The sequence below is a fragment of the Acinetobacter sp. G18 genome, from assembly GCF_052660225.1.
Window position 1 is genome coordinate 1,566,219 of the sequence record NZ_CP109658.1, and the last position, 21,338, is coordinate 1,587,556.

General features: G+C 35.7%; 21 protein-coding genes. 11 read left to right on the plus strand and 10 right to left on the minus strand.

Features of this window, described 5'->3' with window-relative positions; translation table 11 throughout:
- Positions 1–73 precede the first annotated feature (73 nt).
- The 7 genes from NE363_RS07495 to NE363_RS07525 form a co-directional block, all read right to left on the minus strand.
- Positions 74–847, minus strand: coding sequence for an HpcH/HpaI aldolase family protein (locus tag NE363_RS07495; protein ID WP_445536177.1), 774 nt, complete (start codon positions 845–847; stop codon positions 74–76).
- Entirely contained in the window at positions 840–4,367 is a 3,528-nt protein-coding gene (locus NE363_RS07500) for an IucA/IucC family protein (protein WP_445536178.1), read from the minus strand. Before NE363_RS07500 ends, NE363_RS07495 begins: the two co-directional genes overlap by 8 nt.
- Entirely contained in the window at positions 4,364–5,569 is a 1,206-nt protein-coding gene (locus NE363_RS07505; RefSeq protein WP_086497196.1) for an MFS transporter, read from the minus strand. The genes NE363_RS07500 and NE363_RS07505 overlap by 4 nt, the downstream gene beginning before the upstream one ends.
- Before the next feature lie 3 nt (positions 5,570–5,572).
- Positions 5,573–7,213 carry an IucA/IucC family protein gene (locus NE363_RS07510; protein WP_445536364.1) on the minus strand — a complete coding sequence of 547 codons (1,641 nt, stop codon included), beginning with the start codon at positions 7,211–7,213 and terminating at the stop codon, positions 5,573–5,575.
- 71 nt (positions 7,214–7,284) lie between these two features.
- Positions 7,285–8,298, minus strand: coding sequence for a 2,3-diaminopropionate biosynthesis protein SbnB (gene sbnB / locus NE363_RS07515; protein ID WP_002115662.1), 1,014 nt, complete (start codon positions 8,296–8,298; stop codon positions 7,285–7,287).
- A 21-nt stretch (positions 8,299–8,319) separates the two neighbouring features.
- Entirely contained in the window at positions 8,320–9,324 is a 1,005-nt protein-coding gene (gene sbnA / locus NE363_RS07520) for a 2,3-diaminopropionate biosynthesis protein SbnA (RefSeq protein ID WP_445536179.1), read from the minus strand.
- 363 nt (positions 9,325–9,687) lie between these two features.
- Positions 9,688–10,635: a metal-dependent hydrolase gene (locus NE363_RS07525; RefSeq protein WP_068935436.1), complete on the minus strand. Its 948-nt coding sequence runs from the start codon at positions 10,633–10,635 to the stop codon at positions 9,688–9,690.
- A gap of 327 nt (positions 10,636–10,962) precedes the next feature.
- Between NE363_RS07525 and NE363_RS07530 the strand changes: the two genes are divergently transcribed.
- From NE363_RS07530 to NE363_RS07560, 7 genes are all read left to right on the plus strand, one after another.
- On the plus strand, positions 10,963–12,198 hold the full coding sequence (locus NE363_RS07530) for a mechanosensitive ion channel family protein (protein ID WP_004701012.1): 1,236 nt from the start codon (positions 10,963–10,965) through the stop codon (positions 12,196–12,198).
- A 307-nt stretch (positions 12,199–12,505) separates the two neighbouring features.
- The gene (locus NE363_RS07535) at positions 12,506–12,757 is read left to right on the plus strand and encodes a hypothetical protein (protein ID WP_016804989.1); all 252 of its coding nucleotides are present in this window, start codon (positions 12,506–12,508) and stop codon (positions 12,755–12,757) included.
- A 410-nt stretch (positions 12,758–13,167) separates the two neighbouring features.
- Positions 13,168–13,638: a hypothetical protein gene (locus tag NE363_RS07540; protein WP_077169279.1), complete on the plus strand. Its 471-nt coding sequence runs from the start codon at positions 13,168–13,170 to the stop codon at positions 13,636–13,638.
- A gap of 209 nt (positions 13,639–13,847) precedes the next feature.
- The gene (locus NE363_RS07545; protein WP_228270855.1) at positions 13,848–14,174 is read left to right on the plus strand and encodes a hypothetical protein; all 327 of its coding nucleotides are present in this window, start codon (positions 13,848–13,850) and stop codon (positions 14,172–14,174) included.
- 182 nt (positions 14,175–14,356) lie between these two features.
- The gene (locus tag NE363_RS07550) at positions 14,357–14,638 is read left to right on the plus strand and encodes a hypothetical protein (protein ID WP_004701021.1); all 282 of its coding nucleotides are present in this window, start codon (positions 14,357–14,359) and stop codon (positions 14,636–14,638) included.
- A 176-nt stretch (positions 14,639–14,814) separates the two neighbouring features.
- Entirely contained in the window at positions 14,815–15,198 is a 384-nt protein-coding gene (locus NE363_RS07555) for a hypothetical protein (RefSeq protein WP_068935445.1), read from the plus strand.
- 211 nt (positions 15,199–15,409) lie between these two features.
- Positions 15,410–15,541, plus strand: a complete 132-nt coding sequence (locus tag NE363_RS07560) for a hypothetical protein (protein WP_445536180.1) — start codon at positions 15,410–15,412, stop codon at positions 15,539–15,541.
- A 42-nt stretch (positions 15,542–15,583) separates the two neighbouring features.
- Here NE363_RS07560 and NE363_RS07565 read toward each other — a convergent pair whose 3' ends face one another.
- Positions 15,584–16,288 (minus strand): hypothetical protein, encoded by a 705-nt coding sequence (locus tag NE363_RS07565; RefSeq protein ID WP_077169275.1) that lies wholly within the window; start codon positions 16,286–16,288, stop codon positions 15,584–15,586.
- A gap of 382 nt (positions 16,289–16,670) precedes the next feature.
- Between NE363_RS07565 and NE363_RS07570 the strand changes: the two genes are divergently transcribed.
- Positions 16,671–17,102, plus strand: a complete 432-nt coding sequence (locus NE363_RS07570; protein ID WP_445536181.1) for a DNA breaking-rejoining protein — start codon at positions 16,671–16,673, stop codon at positions 17,100–17,102.
- 60 nt (positions 17,103–17,162) lie between these two features.
- Here the strand turns inward: NE363_RS07570 and NE363_RS07575 are convergent, their stop codons facing one another.
- Together NE363_RS07575 and NE363_RS07580 are read right to left on the minus strand one after the other, a co-directional pair.
- Entirely contained in the window at positions 17,163–18,746 is a 1,584-nt protein-coding gene (locus tag NE363_RS07575) for an ATP-binding cassette domain-containing protein (RefSeq protein ID WP_445536182.1), read from the minus strand.
- 266 nt (positions 18,747–19,012) lie between these two features.
- Positions 19,013–19,456, minus strand: a complete 444-nt coding sequence (locus NE363_RS07580) for a universal stress protein (RefSeq protein WP_004701033.1) — start codon at positions 19,454–19,456, stop codon at positions 19,013–19,015.
- 285 nt (positions 19,457–19,741) lie between these two features.
- Between NE363_RS07580 and NE363_RS07585 the strand changes: the two genes are divergently transcribed.
- The 3 genes from NE363_RS07585 (at position 19,742) to NE363_RS07595 (ending at position 21,305) form a co-directional block, all read left to right on the plus strand.
- Positions 19,742–19,969, plus strand: coding sequence for a hypothetical protein (locus NE363_RS07585; protein ID WP_004701036.1), 228 nt, complete (start codon positions 19,742–19,744; stop codon positions 19,967–19,969).
- A 430-nt stretch (positions 19,970–20,399) separates the two neighbouring features.
- Positions 20,400–20,843, plus strand: coding sequence for an RDD family protein (locus NE363_RS07590; RefSeq protein ID WP_004701040.1), 444 nt, complete (start codon positions 20,400–20,402; stop codon positions 20,841–20,843).
- 303 nt (positions 20,844–21,146) lie between these two features.
- Positions 21,147–21,305: a hypothetical protein gene (locus NE363_RS07595; protein ID WP_191001467.1), complete on the plus strand. Its 159-nt coding sequence runs from the start codon at positions 21,147–21,149 to the stop codon at positions 21,303–21,305.
- The last annotated feature ends 33 nt before the right edge of the window (positions 21,306–21,338 follow it).

Consider the following 21,338-nt stretch of genomic DNA (forward strand, 5'->3'; position numbering starts at 1 on the left):
TAAAATAATATATTTGAAATTTATTCAATGGATTAGGGGAATAGGCTTTTATTCCCCTAAAAGATTTGAACAGTTATGAGTTGTCCTTAAAGGCATTTAGATGGTTTTGATGGGCACGGCGAATAATGCTGCGGTCATCACCGAGTACAAAAAGCTGAACGGATTGTTGTTTCCATGCCGCGATATCTTCAGGTTGTCGAGGAATAGCACAGAAATGCTTTTGACTATTTTTAGTCTTTGTATACATCTCTTGAACTTTTTCTTTCACTTTTGGATGGCTAGTTTGCCACGGCATTCCCATCGATTGAGAAAGGTCGGCAGCACCTTCAAGAATAATATCAATACCTTCGACTTTTAAAATTTCATCTAGTTGTTCTAATCCCTCTAAGCTTTCAATCATGGCAATGACAACGGTCTCATTTGCAGCCTGTTCAACAAAACTCGCTAAATCATCCATGCCGTATCGATTTAACCTTGTCGAATTCAGTCCTCTTTGTCCAAGCGGCATATAGTGACAATAGTTCACGGCTTCTTGTGCTTGCTGAGCATTTTCAATGCGCGGAAAAACAATACCAGTTACCCCTGCATCGAGCAGAGGTAAAACTAGGTAGTTAGCGTTTAAAGGTACTCTTACAAACACATCAAGGCTCATAGCTCTAGCGGCTAAAATCATGCTCTCGACTTGAGACGTACTAAATAAAGTATGTTCTAAGTCGATAATAATAAAGTCGTAGCCCGCAAGTGCCAGTTGCTCAACATTAATTGGAGACGCTACGGAACAAAATATTCCGTAGAGCGTCTCGCCATTTGCTATTCGTTTCTTAAAAGAAATCGAATGCTTATTCATATTCAATTTCCTTAATAAGGCTGAGCGGGTTGGGTGTGGTTTGTACTCTCAAGCGAATTTCCGGAAGGAAACGGCGGCTTGCGAGCTGTTCAATATCGATGGTGTCATCTGTAAAGTTGAACAACTCATATCGTTCGCTAAACTCTGGGTGAGCTTCTTTATGTTGATTGATGATGGTTCTTAACATGGTCCAGAATTTGATTTCATCGAAGTCATAATGTTCATTTAAGAAAATTGCTAACTCAGCCAGATTTACAAACCAAAGCGCATCTTGAGTAAAGTCTCTTAACTCATTTGGAGAGTGGGTTTCCAAGAACGAGTTCGGGTTAATCTTGGCATGTTCTTTTGGCGCATCTTGTAAGTTAGGTAAAAGGTCCGGCTCACGTAAAAGATGACGACTAAAGCGAATTCCATCGTGGAAATCTTTCAAGGCCGCTTTAACGGGTAATCCATTTTTATGAATCAGCACCATGTTTTGTGCATGTGACTCTAAAGCGAGGCCGTGGCACCATAAAATATGCATGATGGGTAAATAAGCATTGGTGAGTAATTTTTCTAACCAGAACTCGATACCATACTCTTGAATCCACTCATCAATGAGAGGTTTTTGGTCCGTATCGAGTTGCATCAAACCTGTTACTGGTGTGGCCGATTCACCTTCTTTTAAGTAGCTGTAAATACTTTCGCGCCAAATGCAGGCGAGTGCGCCGTATTGAACAGGTAGTGCAATTTGCTGGTTAACTGAAAGACCACCAATCTCTCTTAAAATAACAGGCTTGCGCTGTTTTTCTAAAATATGATCTTGTTCAACAATGTTATACAGCCAGTCACTCATTTTTGCCGCATTTTGAACGGTATGTGGTGCCAATACGCGAGAGGTCGAAGTATTGACTAAGTTCATTGCCAATTTAAGAGAAAGCGCCGAGATATCCCTAATATTTGATAATGTGCGAATGGACTGCTGCGGTAAATAAGTCGGACCTTTAATATCTAACGGAATGATCAGTTGGTTGCTAATCGCATCTTGATAATATAATTCAATAATTTTATCCCACTGCCATGGGTGAATTGGGGTAAGAATATAATCTTTAAAATCTACATTTTGCTCTTTCAATTGATCGTTAATGACTTGTAGATCTTTTTCTGAAAAATGCTGTTTATAGAGCTGCTCTAAGTTAATAGTTTCGCTTAAAACCAGTTTGCATAAACTGTTATGAGTCGCCACCCATTGGACTGTAAAACTTTCAGAAAGCTCTGGTGCATATTTTTGATTTTCTTTTAAATCGAAGCCGATACGAGATTTAAAACTTGGATGATATAAATGTGCGTTGGTAATCCGTGCTTCTTGCTCTAAATAAGGCAAGGTTCTTAAAGGTTGGGTAGGAACTTGGCTCAAAGTCTGCGCATGTTTAACGTAAGTTAAATTCAGCTCATCATTAAAATTTTGCCATTTAACCGGGTCTGCTTCAATAATATTTTTTAGATCGGCAAGTAGTGTTTTTAAGTTAGGGTGAGTTTCAGCGTCTAATGTAATATCAGAACGGACTAAGCTTGAAGGATCTAACTTAATTCGTTTAAAACTGAAATGTTGTTTAGCCGTGCAGGTATAAAAAACGGTATCGGAAATATAAAACTTGATCTGACCTTTAGAAAACTCGTATTTAAAAGTATTTTCAAAAATAAGCGCTTCTAGTAATTGGCCCATCACGCGAGTTTCCGCGAGGGTTTTATAATTGGTTTGTTGTGTTGGTTGAAGAGGGCAAAGCGCGTCTGCACCGCGATATTTATAAATAGGGTTTTCAACTTCAATCCAAATAGGATTGCCACCACTGTGGTAGAGCGTATTTAACATATTTGCCTTGATTGGTAATGTGAGTGAATGAATTAATAAATCGCGGTACTGCTGGCCTTTGGCGCTAAAGTTTTCTTGTGTGAGCGTAAGACGGGTGGCTTGCCAAAGTTCAGATTCATCAATTGCTGTAACTCGTGCAATTGCACTGATGAGATGAGCAATGTGATTGATCACGAGATAATATTTTAAAAACGTCCATGCATCTTTTTGAGAGAACCAAACAGTACTATCTTCAGAAATAGATGAGTCGTCTTCTATCATTTCTGGAACAATGCTAATGCCTTCCATATCTCGAAGAATAAGACGATGTGGATAGCCATTTTTAAATTCCATTAAGCTGTTTTGCATGTGCGCTTCTACGCTAATGCCTTTGTTTGCAAACAACTCAACTAATGGAATAAGCGAAACTTTAACGTACTGTTTCCACCAGAAAGTAATGAAGTCTTTGGCATCGTTCGATTGTAAGTTTTGATTCGGTGCTGCTTGCTGAATAAAGCTTAAAAGCGGGATTTCATGGTTTTCGTTCTCTTCAACTAAGCCACCGAGCATTCGGGTATTTTCTAATACATCAGGAGTGAGCCCAGCTCTATAGATAATGCCAAATGAACTTTCAAGCTCTGGAATTTTGACTGTTTTTGCCTCCAACTCCGGCAGAATCACAAGGTCAGGATATTGCTCATTAATCTTGTGATTAATAATAATTTTGCTCGCATCAATCGCGCGTTCCATTTCATCCATTGGGTTATTACGAATGAAACTGGTAATTCGCACATCAATGGAAAGCTTTAAAAATAGGTTCGATTGAGGTAACCACACCGTGCGAACAGATGAGGTCGGCCATACCGTTTGACCTAAAGCGCCCAGATAGATTATGTTTTGGCTGTCTAAATGTTTTTTTAAAGACGGATGTTGAAGTAAGAAATTGGCTTGCCAAGGATGGGTTGGCATCAGTTCATAATTAGTGAAGTTCTCTTGCAAATGCTCTTTTGCAGTTTCTAAAACTTCATTTTCAATAAGATGAGAAGGCTGTTCTTCACTTACAAGCTTTTGGATTAAAGAAGAATGAACTGCAAAGTAGTGGAGTTGGAAACTTGCACCTAACTCAGGGCTGTACTTTTTCATGTCTTCTTTAGAAAAACCTAAGTTGGCTTTAGAAGTCACATGAAAAGGGTGCCCATATAACATGCCTTGTTCGGTTGCCTGAAAACCACTTAACGCTTTAGTTGCTGTTTGGGAAGGCTTATTTTCTAAAAAGAATTTTGTGTTCTCGATACTATTGGCAATATCGGAGTACAGGTTCTTATTTTGGTTTTTGTCTTTAAATAGACTATTCAGCTCATCTGTAATCAGCTTCACTAACTGTTTAGGGTCGGTAAGTGAGTCAAATGTATTGTCGTTTAAGTTTTGCAGAACAAAACCACGTTGATATCTGTGATAACCTGTAGTTGATAAGTGCTGAACTGCGCCATAAACAATCGTGTTAGATGCATTAAATGTATAAGCAAAACATAGGGTGTCTGGTTGCTCTGCATATAGGGTGAATAAAGGAGAGTCTTGAGCTGGAATAATGCATTCTTCAAGATTCACTTTGAGTTCACGAAAGAAAGTATTTAGGTACTGTTCGAAAAGTTTATAAGACCATGCATCTGTTGTAATAATTGAGTTCATTCTTGTGCCTCTTCTAAAATTGTATCCATTAAGAATCTGTTCAAAATCACCACTAATCCCGCACCGATAAAAAATAGTGAGGTGCAGATTAATGCAGCGGTGATATTGAAAAATGAGTAGGTGAGCGTGATGGTGATTGGGCCAATAAGTTGTCCTAAGACAAAAGCACTGTTAGAAATGCCAATCACTTTTCCTTGGCTTTGAGCGCCAGCTTTTAGAGAAATGGTGTGTAAGATCGAGGGAATCAGGGCGGCGAAACAAAAGCCTTGTATGAGTCGTAATACAAGAACTAGCCAAATATTTGAAACCCAGATCAATGCGAAAATTGTGATGCCGCAAATTAAAGATGCGTAAATGAAGTTATTAAAAGAATCTCCTTTATCATCATTTCTTTTTCCCCAATAGGTTGCAGCAATAAAGGCTGCTCCCCATGAAAGCGCATGAATGGTTCCTGTTAAGCTTGCAGCAGATAACGATGAATGAGTGCTTTGGCTTATTTCACTAATGTACAAAACGAAGCAAGACACCAAACCAAAGCCACCGGCTTGAACCAAAATGCCAGCGCTTAACCATGAAAAAATCGTTCTATCAAAGAAAGCGGGAAGCTTAGATTTCTCTTTGGTTTTTGGCGCCTCAGTTTTAACAGGAGTGGTTAGTACAAATGACGCAATTACAATGAGTGTCATCACAACAAATGCTGTTGCGTTGAGTAATACTTCAACCCGCCATTGATCCATAAATATCCCGCCGAGCACGGGGCCACATAGGCAAGCGAGCGCAACACTACTTTGTAGTTGCCCAAAAGCAGCGCCTCGTTGTTGCTCATTGGAAAGATATGAAACATATGCATTTAAAATCACGGAAAGACCGCAAAACCCGAGTAAAATTCGCGCGAAAATAAATAGGTATAAATGCTGGGCGCTCGCCATAAGCAGTATTGAAATACAGAAACCAGCCAGTGAAAGTAATAATGCTTTTTTATGGCCGAATGTGTCGGATAGGTGTCCCACAATTGGTGCTGTAAATAAACTGCCAATAGCCGGAGCCGCGAGTGCTAAACCTGCCCAGATAGTTGGAGCACTCATATGCGCCGTCAGTTTTTCCATATAGAGCGGCATGATCGGAATCAGCACCATAAGCCCAAAAGTGGAAAAAAACTGACAGAGCAAAATAATGAAATGATCTAGGCGAGATGAGCGCATGATTTAGATATCCATGGTCTCATAGCTAGAAACAGATAAGCTGTGATAAGGGTTTGGCGTACTTCCGATTTTACTTGGCATGCCTGTTGAGTCGCTTTCTTGCGCAAGTAAAGGCGTAAGGAGCTGTTTGAATGGCCAAGTCTTATTGTCAAAAAAATAAGTTTGAATTTGTGATTTTGTTCGCTCTGAAATGGGTTGGGTTTCTACAAAATCTTGAATAATGTCTTGAACCATCTCCCAGAAATCGTTTTCCGTTCGATCCGTATATTTCAATGTGGCTAAAGCAATTGGGTAGAGGTTAATTTGAATCCCTAAGGTAATGAAGTAATTAAATAAGTCCTCATTTTTAGTAAAGATAAGATTGTTCGGCGTGCTGGTATCGATGGTATAAATCGGAGGAATAAAACCACTTTCTTCAATGGCTGTGGTACATATTCTTAAGGTATCGTGGTCACGTAAAATAAAGCATTTAAACTTATTATTTTCATAACACACCATGGTGTTTTGCCCGTGGCATTCAGGCATGACGCCTTTTGCCCAAAGCGTTAAGAATGTTTGAATAAAATGAACACTTAAGTCTTTTAGTAATGACCATTTGTCACCTTCAATACCTAAAGTTTTCCAAGGGTCAACATATGTACAGCTTAAAGCTGACATAGTAATAGGCGTGACGTTTTTATCTTGGCAAAAATTGGGTAAATGTCGGACTTGGCAACCGATTACACCTAAATTTTTTACAATCGGCTCTTGCTTACCGAGCACCCACCAATGTGTTTCATTACTCAAAAAGAGACGATTTTTTATTAAAGCAGTTTCATTAATAACGTCATTTAAAAAATCATAAGCCGTATGTCCATTCATTAAGTAACGGCCCGGCATAGAGCGGATTGCACCTAATGTTTTGGCATTGGTCGAGAGTTTCAAATGCAGTGTAGGTTTTGTGTTGTGAATAAGCGTTCTTAAAGAAGAAGTCGGTAAACCAATGGTAGTGACATGGTTTAGGTCAATACCGCCGTACTTATTTTCATCAAACTTTAAATAGCGATGTTGAGTCTCTAACAAAGGCAGGGCTATGTAGTCATCTGAAAGCTCACCCATTTTGTCAGCAATAAGACTTTCCTCAACTTCTGATAACAGGAGCTCTTTGTGAGGAATCGACTCCATATTGTTGATCACGTCATCTTTCTTAAATGCCCACCAATACACCTCAATTTCTTTTTGAGTTGTGAGTGGTGCAAGTTCACCTTTTGAGTGAGCGAACGGATGAAATGGACGGTCAGCGACCAGCGATAGCAACTCGCTTTTGATTAAAGGCGAAGAAAATGAAATGGCTGACTGTAAAATTTGAGGAATTTTTCCAGCCGTTACTAAGTTGTCTAGCCAATAATCAATCGCTTTTTGATGGTGTGGTGACGGCCACCAATTTGCTTGGGTTAAATAGTTAAAAACTTCAGAAATAGAAATTTTAGACGTCGTATTGCTCAAGAGGTTATGAAGCAAAACTTCGGGTTGGGTAACATAGAAAGGATTTACACCATCTACTTTTAAACAGTTGAAATAGAGTTCCAACTCATCATTGAGAGTAATTGCCAGATAAGGCTTTTTATAGGAAATATGATCTTTAAAATCTCCATAATTCTCCATGTAGAGTGCATCTATTGTTTTTTGTAGTTGTGCTGTGTAAATCCGATCTAACATTTTATTTATTCCTATTCTTATAAAAGCGGTAGAACCGTGCCAACGTTTTGTTCTTGTGCGGCATTGAAGAACCACTTAGCGCAGACAATGTCATCAATCGCCATGCCCATTGGGTTGAGCAAAATGATTTCATCTTCGTGTTCGCGGCCGTTTTTATGACCAATAATGATGTCGCCAAGTTCAGCGTGTAGTTTTTCACGGCTGAATAAGCCATCTTCAACCAGCACATTGATGACTTTCTTCTCTCGGTTTGATTGGTCCCAGTCATCTACAATCACTTTGTCCACTTTTAAGAAGACTTCAGGCTCAATATCCATAATTGAAATGTTTGAAACAAAGCAGCCTTTTTTAAGCCACTCAAACGGAATGTAAGGTTTATCTGAAACTGTGCAGGTAATGAGAACATCGGCTTGTTGAATCGCAGACTTAGCACTGTCATGGATTTCAATTTCTAGATTCGGATATTCTGATAAGAACAACGCTTTGAGTTTTTCAGCCGCTTCAGGGTTTACATCAAATAAATGGATTTTTTTCACTTGAGCGTATTGCTCAAGTACCGTCTTAATCTGCATTTGTGCAATTGGACCACAGCCAATCACGGTAATATCTGAAAAGTCTTTTTTCGCTAAATACTTAATCGAAACGCCTGTAATAGCAGCAGTTCGCATGGCACTAATTAAGCTGCCTTCCATCACTGCAACCGGATAGTTTGTTTCTGAGTCATTTAAAACAATCAGTGCGCTGGCACGCGGAATATTGAATTTTTTAGGGTTATGTTGTCTTGAACCAATCCATTTAATTCCGGCAATCGGGTCATTACCGCCTAAATAACAAGGCATAGCGATAATACGGTCCGCAATATGGTCTGCACCTTGCCAGCGAAGATAAGGTTTTAAGGGTTGTACAAACTGTTTATTTGCATGCAGGGTTAAACCTTCAGTAATCGCTTCAATAAATGAATTGCTATGATTTGCGCCAAGATTTAATAAATCTGATTGACTTAAATAGCGAAGGGTAGCCAAATTGCTCATGAATATGTCCTAAGGAGAAAGTTAAACAACATTTTGTAAAGTAAGGTTTTCTTGGCGTCGTACGTTTCGATTGAAGTGACGCTTCTTGATCATTTCGAACCATTCATCTTCATAAACCAGATCGAGATAACGGTCGCCACGATCGGGCAACAGCGTTAAAACGCATGAACCTTCTGGAATGGTTGGAATCAGTTTTTTGATGGCTGAAATAGATGAGCCGCTCGAACCGCCTGCAAAGATTCCTTCATGTTCAAGAAGTTCTCGGCAGCCGAGTGCCGATTCGTAGTCATCTACATAAATGACATCATCAATTTCATCGGGGGAGAGTAGAGCTGGGACAGTGCTTGCACCAATACCGGGAATTTCGCGTGGACCAGATGTGCCACCGAACAGCACAGAGCCGACAATATCGACAGCGATGACTTTTAATTCGGGGAACTTTTCTTTAAGGCGACGAGACACGCCCATAATCGTGCCGGAGGTACTTGCTCCAATCACAAGGTAATCAATCTTGCGATCAATTTGACTTAAGATTTCTTCTGCTTCCCCAAAATAGTGGCTTTTCCAGTTGTTTGGATTTGCATACTGGTTAATCCAGACTGCATTTGGCAGTTGTTGGCAAAGACGTTTTACGGTGTCAATTCGGGTTTTTAAGTAACCGCCGTTTTGGTCTTTTTCAGAAACCATTTCGATATTGGCTTTGTAAAGCTTCAGCATTTGTAAATTTGCTGAGGCAATTTTCGGGTCAATAACGGCAGTAAATTTTAATCCATATATTTTGCAGGCCATTGCAAGTGCAATCGCTAAGTTCCCAGAAGAACTTTCAACAATATGACTATCTTTATTAATCACTCCAGATTTCAGGCCTTCCTGTAGCATGAATAAAGCTGGGCGGTCCTTAATACTTCCTCCTGGGTTTAACAATTCCATTTTCGCAATCACTGAGACTGATTGATGCGTGAACAGCCTTGATAGTTGTAATAGTGGCGTTTTACCTATGCATTCGAGAATATTTTCATGGATCATGGCAGATCTTCTCAGGTTTTTATGTGCTGTAAATGATAATTATTATTAATTAAATTATTATTACGATTTATTCCAAGATTGTTGCGGTTTGTAAAGCAAAAGTAGGATGAGTTATAGGAATTTTCACTAATTTTTTTGATCTAATTCTTTGAATAATAAAATCTATATTTTGTAAAAGGCTAAATAAATTAAGTTTTTAAATATAAGTAGATAGGCAGGAACTTACTATTTTATAAAAATTGATCACACTAACAAAAAGTAATCTTTTGGAAAAAATGACGGATATATTTTGTGAATAATGCTTTTTACATAAAAAAAGCCCCTATAAAGGGGCGCTGATTAAAACAAAAAATAGGTCAGCATTTAGCTTAATGTTGAAGCCGTAGCAGGATGTTGTGTCATTTGTTCAAAGTATTGAACGGCAGGTGAGCGAGCCATATACGCTAAAGCTTGTTCGGTGTCACCTTCATGGATCGGATTAAATTTTGGAGACACCCATCTTAATGTCGCTTTCCATAAATATTTGATTGTTGGTAGGTTATCTGATTGAGTAGCAGTTTTTTCAAACTCACGAATAATATTAATGTAACCCCGACGCATCAATTTTTGAATATCTTGGTGTTCCAAATCTTGTCGTCCAAGACTACGGGCGAAATCGGCAAGAAAATAAATAAATAATGGGAAAACTGCCATCATGATGGCTTGCCTAGAAATATAAAAACCAAATTTATTTGTTAATAAGTGCTCAAATAAGTCATAGGCAACACAACGATGCTCGACTTCTTCTGCAAGATGCCAACGGAATAAATCTGCCATGGCAGGATCTGCCTTATCCCACGACTTACTATCGAGAGTCCATTGACCAATCGTTCCGGTAAAGTGCTCAATTGCAGCAATTACACCGACTCGGAATAGTAACCAATACTCCTCAACTTTCTCACCTTTTAAAAAAGGAATACCAAGAGGTTTGTCACCTAATAAAATATTAAAAACCAGATGAGCACGATTGAGAGGATCTTGAATGTCGTAGCCATGCTCCCTTAAAAAGTCTTGTGCTTTTTCATGGGCACGAGCATGAGCTGCTTCTTGACGTACAAAACCAACGACCTCTTGTTTTAATTTTTCATCGTTAATGTAGGGTAGAGTTTTATTGAACACGCGGCAGAACCAAAACTCACCCGCAGGCAAAAGCATATTTATGCCATTAGCAACATGTGAACACAGAGGGTCATTTGGCATCCAACATACAGATGACTCTGAAAAGTCGAAATATACTTTTCTTGCTTTAAGTTGATGATTCCCTGTGAGCATAGATGTCACTCCATTCATAATTTTTGATTTAATGCGAATGGCTAATTTTTAGCATTAGGTAAATTTATTCACCATGTGCTTAAAGGACAAAAATCTGATTTAGATGGTCTACAAAGATAAAAGCGGCTTTGCGTTAGAAATTATTTAAGAACTTTCTAAAAATTTAAGCTTATTGCCTGTATGAATCATATTTCCATAAATTAATCTAATTTAGCGATTAAGTATTATAGACGTGTTGTATTTATGACGACATATGTAAACAAGTCTTAATCTATAGCACACGAACACTTTAAAATTACTGAAAATAAAGTTTTAAGGTGTAGAGGTTTGAATTTTTTTAATTATTATCGAGATCTTCAGGCTGAGTTAAGCAATTATCCTTGGCTAGAAATGATAGTTTCACTCACAATTTTAATTCTATTTGCTGCATTGGCAAACTTCATTGCTAAGCGAATTATTGTTCGGGGTATTCGTCATTTAGTGACTAAAATCAAGTCACTTAATCAATCTGTCTTTGCTCAACATAGTGTCATAAAGCGGTTTGCCAATATTGTTCCTGCTATCGTCATTATGAATGGTATTACCACCGTTCCACACTTATCTGAAAAAGCAATTGCTTTGGTACAGATGGGTGCGCAAGCATTTATTTTCCTGACTATTGCGCTCACGATCAGTGAATTATTAAATATATTTAATTTAATCTATCAACGTAATCCAAAATCTAGAAACAAGCCGATTAAGGGCTATTTGCAACTCGTTAAACTTATCCTGTTTGTAGTCTGTGGTTTAATGATTTTAGGTACATTCCTTAAAAAGGATGTATTTACCTTGCTTGCTGGTTTTGGTGCGATGGCAGCCGTATTAATGTTGGTTTTCCAAAATACAATTTTGTCATTGGTCGCGAGTGTACAAATTGCTTCTTATGACATGGTGCGTATAGGGGACTGGATTGAAATGCCGTCGTTAAATGCCGATGGTGATGTGATTGATATTTCACTACATACTGTAACCGTACAAAACTTTGATAAAACCTATACCACTATTCCAACCAATAAACTTGTTACAGACACTTTTAAAAACTGGCGCGGTATGAGTAACGCTGGATGCCGTCGTATGAAGCGTTCGCTTTTCATTGACCAGAGCAGTGTGCACTTCATGACCGAAGAAGAGCAGCAAAAGCTAAAAGATTTTCTATTGTTAGATCAATATCTCAATGCTAAACAATCTGAGATTGACGAGTTCAATAAGCATTTAGGTAGTCAGTCTCGCTATAACAAAAGACGTTTAACCAATATCGGAACATTTAGAGCGTATGTTGAATTCTATTTGCGTCAGCACAAAGGAATCGCACAAAATCAAACTTTAATTGTTCGTCAATTGCAACCGACGAGTGAAGGTCTACCACTAGAGATTTATGCCTTTACTAATACCACTGCATGGGTTTCTTATGAAGCAATTCAGTCCGACATTTTTGACCATCTCATCGCGATTTTGCCTGAGTTTGGTTTAAGAGTGTATCAGGCACCATCAGGCCATGATTTTCAAAAACTTACAGTAGAGTAAGTGGTACAAGAATGCTATCTTCTTTGAATTTTCAAGTAGATAGCATTTTTTTAATATTTTTATACATTAATTTATAAATATTTTTGGAAAATTATTATTAAATAGCGGTATAAATTGACTATATGAGTTATGCGCGTTTCATGACTTAGAAAAGACTGATTTTTAAGCAAACTCGATGCAAAATTTTTAAGGAGTGAGGCTTAAGTAACGAATTTGACACTTTGAACAAAGAAAATACTAAATGTTTAAGAATAACAAACAATAAAGTTGCTTTACTAAAATTTGTTAGGTGAGTTGGAGTGTTTGAATGGCTACAGCAATAGAGAACAGAGCTAGACAACTTAAAAACGCAAAACGTGGAGGATATGCGCCAACCATTGCCAAAGACGTAAACAAACACAAAGTACAAAAATTAAGGAGAGCTCTAGACGAAGCCCGGCGATATGTGAGTGAACTCAATGATGAAACGGTTATCTTCGATGATCAAGACGCAAGGCAAAAGGCTGAAGGAGCCAAAGCAATTATTGAAATGTTTGAAGCAGCGCTAAGTAGTGCATAAGCTGCATCAATCTAAAATATAAACCATAGAAGACCTTGCTGAATATAGGGTTAACTTTTATTCTTCGACTAAATCACCTCGTTATTCAGCAAGGCAGTAAATAAAAATAATTCAAATATTCCTATATTCTATTTTTAGCTAACATATCAGAAAAAACTTAGGTCAAATAATATTATTGATGAGCTTAATTTTTTTAGAAAATTATTACCAAATATAAAATTTTTCCGCATATAAATTGTGATGAATTTTGCATTTTAATTATTTGCTGTGGTGAGTTATGGGCACAAGTTTCATAACACTCTTATTGATTACACTTGCCATTTCAACACTTACATACTGAAATGATATATCCATCATACTTCCTTAAAAATCGGTCTAACAAAAAAAGTTAGAATAAGAGGGAAGGAACCATGCCAAAATTTATAACAATTGCCGAAAAGATCTATAAAAGATTTGAAGAAGATAAATTATTTTCTGACAACCTGATTGAACAACTGAATAATTTAGTCAGCATTATTCGAAAAGAGATAAAGGGCACTCCCTGTAAACTGAAATATAATTTTATAGATTTTGAAGAGTGCTTAAGTAAACCTTTAAATGAATGCACCATTAAAATCGACATGAGCTTAATGCCTAAATATAAAAATAAGGGTGAATATATTATGTGGTTAGCAAGCTTTATTGAAAAAATTACGATAGGTGGGCAGCCAAAACTTCCACCACTTTCAAGTATTATAGCAGCAGACTTTAATGTAAAAAAAGAAGCCCAGAGGGTACTGGAAAATAAAAAAGCAGTATCCGAAGAAAACGTCAGAATGATCGAAAATTATTTTAATTCTGAAGAGTATAAGAAAAATAATAAAAAAATAAATCTAGTCTAAAGTCCTATAAAAGTGTGTATCCACCGCACTTTTATAATCGCTGGAAAATTTCAGCAACCGCCTTCTGGGGCGGTTTTCTTTATATAACTTATTTACTTTATTTGATCATGATTGTCTTATAATATGCACTTTTTAATTATGATAAGTTAATATTATATATTATGAAATTAAGAGTTTTTATCTTGGGCTTACTTATTTGTACTAATAGTATGGCTGCTTCAAACACAAGTTTTGAAGACGAGTATTATAATCTTATAGAGAAAATTCATGTAGTTCAGGCAGAAAGAGACGCTTTTATCAAAAAGAATGCGAACAAAAATTTAACTAGTGCACAAAGAAAAAAGCTAGATTCAATAGAATGTACCTATATGCAATCTGAACTACAATATAATGAATTTCTTATTGCTAGATTTAAGGAGTATAAAACCTTCATGAAGAAATCTGGTCGAGAACTAGCAAATGATAAAGAATTAATTAAAATGGATATTGATTCTTTAAAAGAAGAAATAAACAGTCCTCATGGAAAGTGTAAATAACAATAAGCACCGATAACGGTGCTTTTTTTGAAAATTTCTATCAATCCTAATTAAAGAAAACAGTTCACTTTTCAACATGATATACATACTTAAACAATTACATCATAAAAAAATCCATAACTTATGTGCATAGCATGTTAAGTTTTCCTACACATCTATAAAAATTATGGAAGGGCTTAAATATGAAATGTTCATATCAAGATTTGGATGGCAATAGAGTTCATGTTACTTGTGAAAGTTATATACACATACCTTTAGGTGTGGGTAAAAGTAAAATAGCAGTAGATAATAGCTCAGAGGACTTAATCCATATCAACGAAGATTTTAGTTTTTTTAAAAAAACAGAGGCAGATTCAATTCCACTCTATCGATTCGCTATTGATAGTAAAAATAATGTTTTTAATAGCGATGAACTACCTGCTTTGGCACAAATTGGAACTGATTGGGAAATTTTAGATCAATAATTTTTTGATTTGATATATCAGTTGTTTAGCTGTTTTTTTCAATATTTTGTAAAATTTATCAAATAGTAAATATTTAACTAAACTTAATAGAGGTATTATAGGCAACTCAGTTAAATATAGTCTAAATATTAATAGGCAGTTTTAGGCTAAATATCGAATATACAGAGAGAAAGAACATGAAGCGCCTTATTACTTTATTTCTATTGCCTTATGCAACGGGGACATTCGCTCAAGAGCCCTTCGAGGTCAGTAAAAGTTGTTTTGTCGTAAATGGTAAAAATACTACAGAGACTTGCTTACTCTCTTCTACAAATAACTCAACATCTAACTTTGAAAGATTAATTTTTCCTAACACTAAAGTATTTATTAAAGAATCAAATATTTGTTCAAACGAGGACCCATGTGTTTCTGTCGGAAGTAACTTATCTAATTTAAAAGATGCACACATTTATTATCGTAATTTAAAGACAAAAAAAATTGTTGATAAACCTGAAAAAGATGCATGGACATGCTTTAAACAACCTCACGATAAGCTAGATTTTTGTGTTTCTTACGATTAGAACAGAACGAATTGCATTACTCGGATTAGTGAAAAGTTATAAGTAGTGGCTTTATACAATTTCTAAAATAGTGTCTTACTTTGGCTACAGTGGATTGTTTCAGTTTACATTTCTATGTAGATAAAACAAAAAAGTCTATAAACCTATGCTGATCGTAATATTGATAGCCAGTATTTATTAGCTAATCAATGGAAATTGTATGAGGTAAAATATGACTAAAATAATAGCTACTCTAAGCTTAGTAGCAATCGTATCAATCTCTGTTATGGGTTGCCAAGGCGAGAATGATACGAAGCAGCAAGATAAAACTACAACGCCACATTCGCTAGATAAAGATTCATAAAAACAAAAGCCCATCCTGAGATGGGCTTTTTTAGTGATCATTTCATTTAGAAAAAAGTGGATTAGTCACAAAGATTAGGCCGACAGAGAAAAATGAGTCATCTTTGGTTTTATTTAAACGGTTACCATAACTTGCATTGAACTGGACATTATCTTTGTACAACATATATTTAATGCCGGTTTGATAAAATGAATCGTCTCGATCATTTCCATAAACTTCGGCAGTAAATGTTAATGGTTTCGTAATGAATGTTTCTGTACCCACACCCCAAGTAGTTTGTTCGCGGTGAGTGGTATGTTCTTTAAGCCAACCCACATTTGTATGTACCAAAAAATGGTCATCTAACATAGAAATACTTAAGGGAACATTCACAGTCCAATCTTTTTCAGAAGTATGGTTGTTACTCATTTGAGTCGAAAATGAAAAACCAATCCCCCAGTTATTCGTCTCAAGTGGTTTTAAGAGTGTTTTCCCTTGCACAGTTGTATAAGTCGCATTGCCAGTGTCGTCAGAAAAATGACGGCCCATGCCTATACCAAATTCAAAATTACCACCAATATTACAAGAAGGGATGACCCAATATTCCTTATCGTTAGGGTTATTCTGCATCCATGAGTCAAGCTGACAGGTGTGGGCAGGAACTAAAGAAGCATCATCGACAACCATTGGTCGACCAGCATAACTTGAAATAAAGGCTAAGCAAGTACTCACAAAGACAATAGATTTTTTTAAGTTCAGAAATAGCATTGATGACTCCAATACAGCAAAGAGCACATGTAAGTATTTGCTAGTTTGTAAACAAAACTGATGAATAAGAATAAAATAAGGTGGGGACTCTCTTAGATCCACAAGAGAGCCAAAGGGCTGTAGTGGATACTTAGATATGAGTCGATGATTTAATTCTATCAATCGAGCAAGTACTCACAATGAAGCCCCCAGAAATTCGTTGGGCGGATTCTAAATTGGTTTTATTGGGCTGGCAAGTTAAAGTTTAGTGACATCTATTTTTTTAAGGCTATAAGAAAATGATTTACAAACTCAAACGGTACACATCAAATTTATACATAAATTAAAACTTAATAAAAAGTATATTTCATATAATTATTCAAAATAATGTTGAGGATTAAAAATGAATAAAATCATTAAAACTATATTATTATCTGGTTTAATTTTATCTATACCATTATCAGTTCTTGCTAAGAATGTGGAAACAAAAGTAAGTTTTTTAAAAGGCTCATATCAAACGACATTAACTGGAAAGTTTCAAGGTTATGATGATGTTAGATATAGAGTGTTTGCAAAAAGTGGGCAAGTTTTAAAATTCAATATTAATAGTTATAGTAATTTAGCTTATGTTAATATTTTTGCTCCAGGTAAAAAGCCAGGCAAAGATCAAGCCTTGTTAGTGGGTTCGACATTAGGTTATTCCGGAGAAATAGTATTGCCCGTCGATGGTGATTATATTATCCAAGTTTATCAAATGCGAAATAGTGCACGTAAAAATAGAACAGTGTCCTTTAATTTAGATTTGCAAATATTAGATAATAAAAATATAAAATGACAGAGATAATCTATACATAAGCTCTAAACTATCGAGCCTATGTATAGATTAAAAATAGAATCAGTTTAAATAAAGTTTTTCTACAATTCCGCATTTATCAACAAAATTTGAATCATGAGAAACAATTAATACAGCACCTTCATAGCTTGAAATTGCTTTTGCGAAAAGTTCTCTTGATTCGATGTCTAAATGATTTTCTGGTTCATCGAGTAATAAAAGTTCAGGCATAGTCTCTGCATGACTCAAACCTAATAAAGCTACTTTTAGTTTTTCGCCGCCGCTCAGTTGAGTTAAAGGATGGGTACCTTTATCACCACGGAGCCTGAGTTGACCTAGTAAATTTCTCCACTCCAATTCGGAAATATTCGAATTAATATTCCTTAGGTTTTCAACTGCTGATAGATGATCTAACAAAAAGCTAAAGTTCTGATCAAGATAAAAACAATTTACAAATAGGCTAATTTCGTCGGTAGGCAATAAACTACTTTGAACAATCTGTTTCAACAAAGTTGATTTACCAATACCATTGCGACCAACTAAGTGAAGTTTTTGAGAAGCTTTGACTGCGAAATTAATTGGCTGCTGTGTGCCATAGTTGAGTTTTAGGTTATGAACCCTGAGAATTTCTCCTGACCTTTTTTGAAAAGAGGGGAAGACAAATTGCTGGGGCTTAACGGTTTCCAGAAGTACTTTTTTATTCTTTAAGTCTTGCTGGTTTTGATCAATTTGACGCTGATGTTGAGAATGTATTGCTCCTAAGCTTTGTCCAGCCTGTTCTTTTTTAAAGTCGAGTAAAATTTTGGCTTGTGAATTTGAATCACGAAGCTTATTACCAGCACGTTCACGTTTTTGTGCTTTCATTAAGACATCATGTTGCTTCTGCTTTATGTGTTTAACTTCACGTTGATGTTGATGCACCGACTGCTCTAAAGACTCAATTTGATCTTGATATTGCTCATAAAAGAAATCATAGTTTCCAGTAGTGTGATGTAAACCATGTTCATTTAAATAGTAAATATGGTCTACTTCATTAAGTAAAGTCAGATCGTGGCTAATAATAAGAGCACCTGCCGGATGATTTTTTAAGTGAGCAATCAACCACTGTCTAGAATCTTGATCGAGATGGTTACTTGGTTCATCAAGCAATAGATAGTGGTCGGTTTTTAAAAATAATGCTGCTAACGCTAACTTGGTTTTTTGTCCTTCACTTAATTGATGAACTGGAAATTTTAAATCGGTTGGTAGTTGTGCCGATCGCAATAAAGTCTCCCAAACTGAAGGAAGATCCCATTTGCCCTCTAATAAATCATAATCATCATATTCAGCTTCGCCTTGTTCTACTCTTTGCAAAGCATTGTAGAGATGATCGATCTCTAAAGCTTCTGCAATGGTGGATGAAGAAAGACGCATTAATTGAGATAAATATGCATGCTTCGTTTGCCAAGTAATTTGACCGCTGATGTGCATTTCCTCAGTGGGACAAACTTCTTGGAGCAATTGCATAAGTAAGGATTTACCTTGACCATTACGACCAATTAAAGCGGATACTTGGCGATACTCTAGTGAGAAATTCAATTGTTTAAACATCACTTTCGAAGGAAATTCTAGAGTGAGTTGTGATATTACACATGCCTGCTGAGTCATTAAAACCTCATAAATACAGGATGTACAAAATAGGAAAGTTAAACTTTAAATAAAGACGTTAAGCCACTAAGAAATAGTCTATTTTGCACATCAAAAAAAGGAAAATTGATGAGAAAAAGGACTTACTTCATTGGCGTGACTCACAAAGAATAGGAAACGAGGTTGGTATTCTATAATGATTTTTAGTCTGTGTAAAATTTATGCAGTTCACAAAAGAAAAGCCCAATCCATAGATATAGATTAGGCTTTTCCTTAACATCAAGAAATTATTCTTTTACGACCAAAACTTGAATTTTGGTGCTGTTAAGAACATCTTGCGCAAAACTACCTAAAATAAGTTTTTGGAAACCTTTACGGCCATGTGAACCAATAACAATTAAGTCTGATTTTAAGTCTTCTACAGCTTTTAAAATACCGTCAGATGAAATTTCACCCTGAATAATTTCTGTATCAATATCAACACCTTCTTCAGCACATAAAGCTTTTACTTTAGCCAGTGTTTTTTCAGCATTTGCACGAGCTTCAACAAAGTAATCTTTTACAACAGGGGAGATGTAATAAAAATCGACACCGCTAAATGGGTCTACTGCAACAAGACTAATCGCTGTAAGTTTACTACCAAAAGCCTTAGCAATATGGGCAGCTTGACGTGCTGCTGCCAAAGAAATTTCTGAACCATCTACAGGTACAATAATATGTTGATAATTCATAATGTTATTCCTCTTATTTACAAGTTGTTATATGTATGAAGCTTTTCTTACTTTAAGAGTAACACATTTATTTAAAGGTACAAATCAATTCAATTAAGTCGCAATCAAATTAAATTAAGTTTAATTATTTCATTGTTTTATAAGGTTTTTAAATATAACTATTAAGATGGTAAAGATTAAACTGAAAACTTATTTTTTAGATGAACTTTACAATAAATTACTTTTTCATATTTTTGTCACACTGAACTCGTATAACCAAATAGTATATTGAGGGGGAGTGATCATATGGCAGATTTAACAGCAAAGAAAGTAAGTAAGCTTATTGAAGAATTTAAACAAACAGGTAAAGAGCCAGAAAAGTTAGTAATCGGCTACAAAACTTATGCAAGGCTTATGGCTGATGATAAATTTGCAGAAAAAGTAGTCCCTTCGCTCGAGAATGCCAAGGATCGATTATATAAAAATCTAAAAATAAAACTCGTTACTGAAAAGCATTATTTTGAAGTTAAATAAGAAATATGATCTTTATCATGTTTTTTGGTGGTATTTAACATTCTGAAAAATTTAATAGCATATTAACTTCAAGCCTCTTTAAATTATGATTAGTTTAGGGCTTTTTGTGCTGATTTATTATTTAAAAAAGAACGTAAAATCGATGTTTTTCTATTGGAAATAGTTAGCTGTTATATATGCCTAATCGAATGAAAATAATTAAGCTACTTTATTTAGAGTTTTGTATTTATAAAATACTTAAAAATGATCTATTTTATTTTAATGTGATGGGCGTAGGGTCTCGAAAAAAATTAGGGCAATTCTTAATAAAATTGAAAATTAAAAAATTACTTCAAGTATTTAAAAATAAAAACGTTTCCTTTACGATGAAACTAAAATGAAATTATGTATTTGGTGTAAAGTAAAAACATAAGAAAAGTGAGGTGTATGCATGAGTTATAAATACGAATATGCAGGGTTCTGGCTAAGATTTGGGGCAATGATTATAGATAGCCTTATCATGTTTTTAGCAATTATACCTGCAGCATGGATTTTTTATCATGGCGATTATGATTTGATATTTTCTACTGGTTTGAGCAGTAAACCTCAAAATTATGGTTTTGATTTGATCGTGAATTATGCTTTTCCGTTTTTATATACCGTTTTATGTTGGATCTATCTTGCGGGTACCCCAGGAAAGCGTTTAATGCGTTTAAAGGTTCTCGATGAAAAAACAGGCAATAAGTTAACTTTGATGCAATCTATCATTCGTTATATTGGATATATTCCATCCATTTTAGTGTTTTGTATCGGTCTTTTTTGGGTGGCGTTTGATCCGAAAAAACAAGGATGGCATGACAAAATGGCGAAAACAGTAGTTGTAAGAGAGCTATAGAGCTTGATTAAAATTTTTGTTAATAAAAAATTACAAAAATAAACTTGTGTGCTAGATAGTAAAACATATACTTGCCGCGAGTTTATTTAATGGAGATCCTAAATGGGTAGTTGTTCGAGGTTCGAGTTTAATTATCGATTAAACCAAAGCCAATACTGAGCAAGATCACCTTTAGGAAGGGCTATCTTGCAATGAGATAGCTTTGTAAAAAATTAGATTAAACCTATACAAATTACTTTATTTGTAATCAAGTACTTCAAGCGCTTATCTGTTTAGTTTCTCGCTAGAAATGGGGAGAAGCCAATGTTTTTATATGCTTCCACACACAGCTATGCGTACCAAACTTCAATGTTGGTAAATAATTTGTCTCATACGATTCAAAGTATCCGAGCTATGTTCAAACCTGTGACTTTCCGTCAGCGTTGGTTTGGCTTTGGGCTAATTTTCTCTTCTTCATCGTAAGTCTACGATCTCCTATTCCTTTCTAAATTTTAA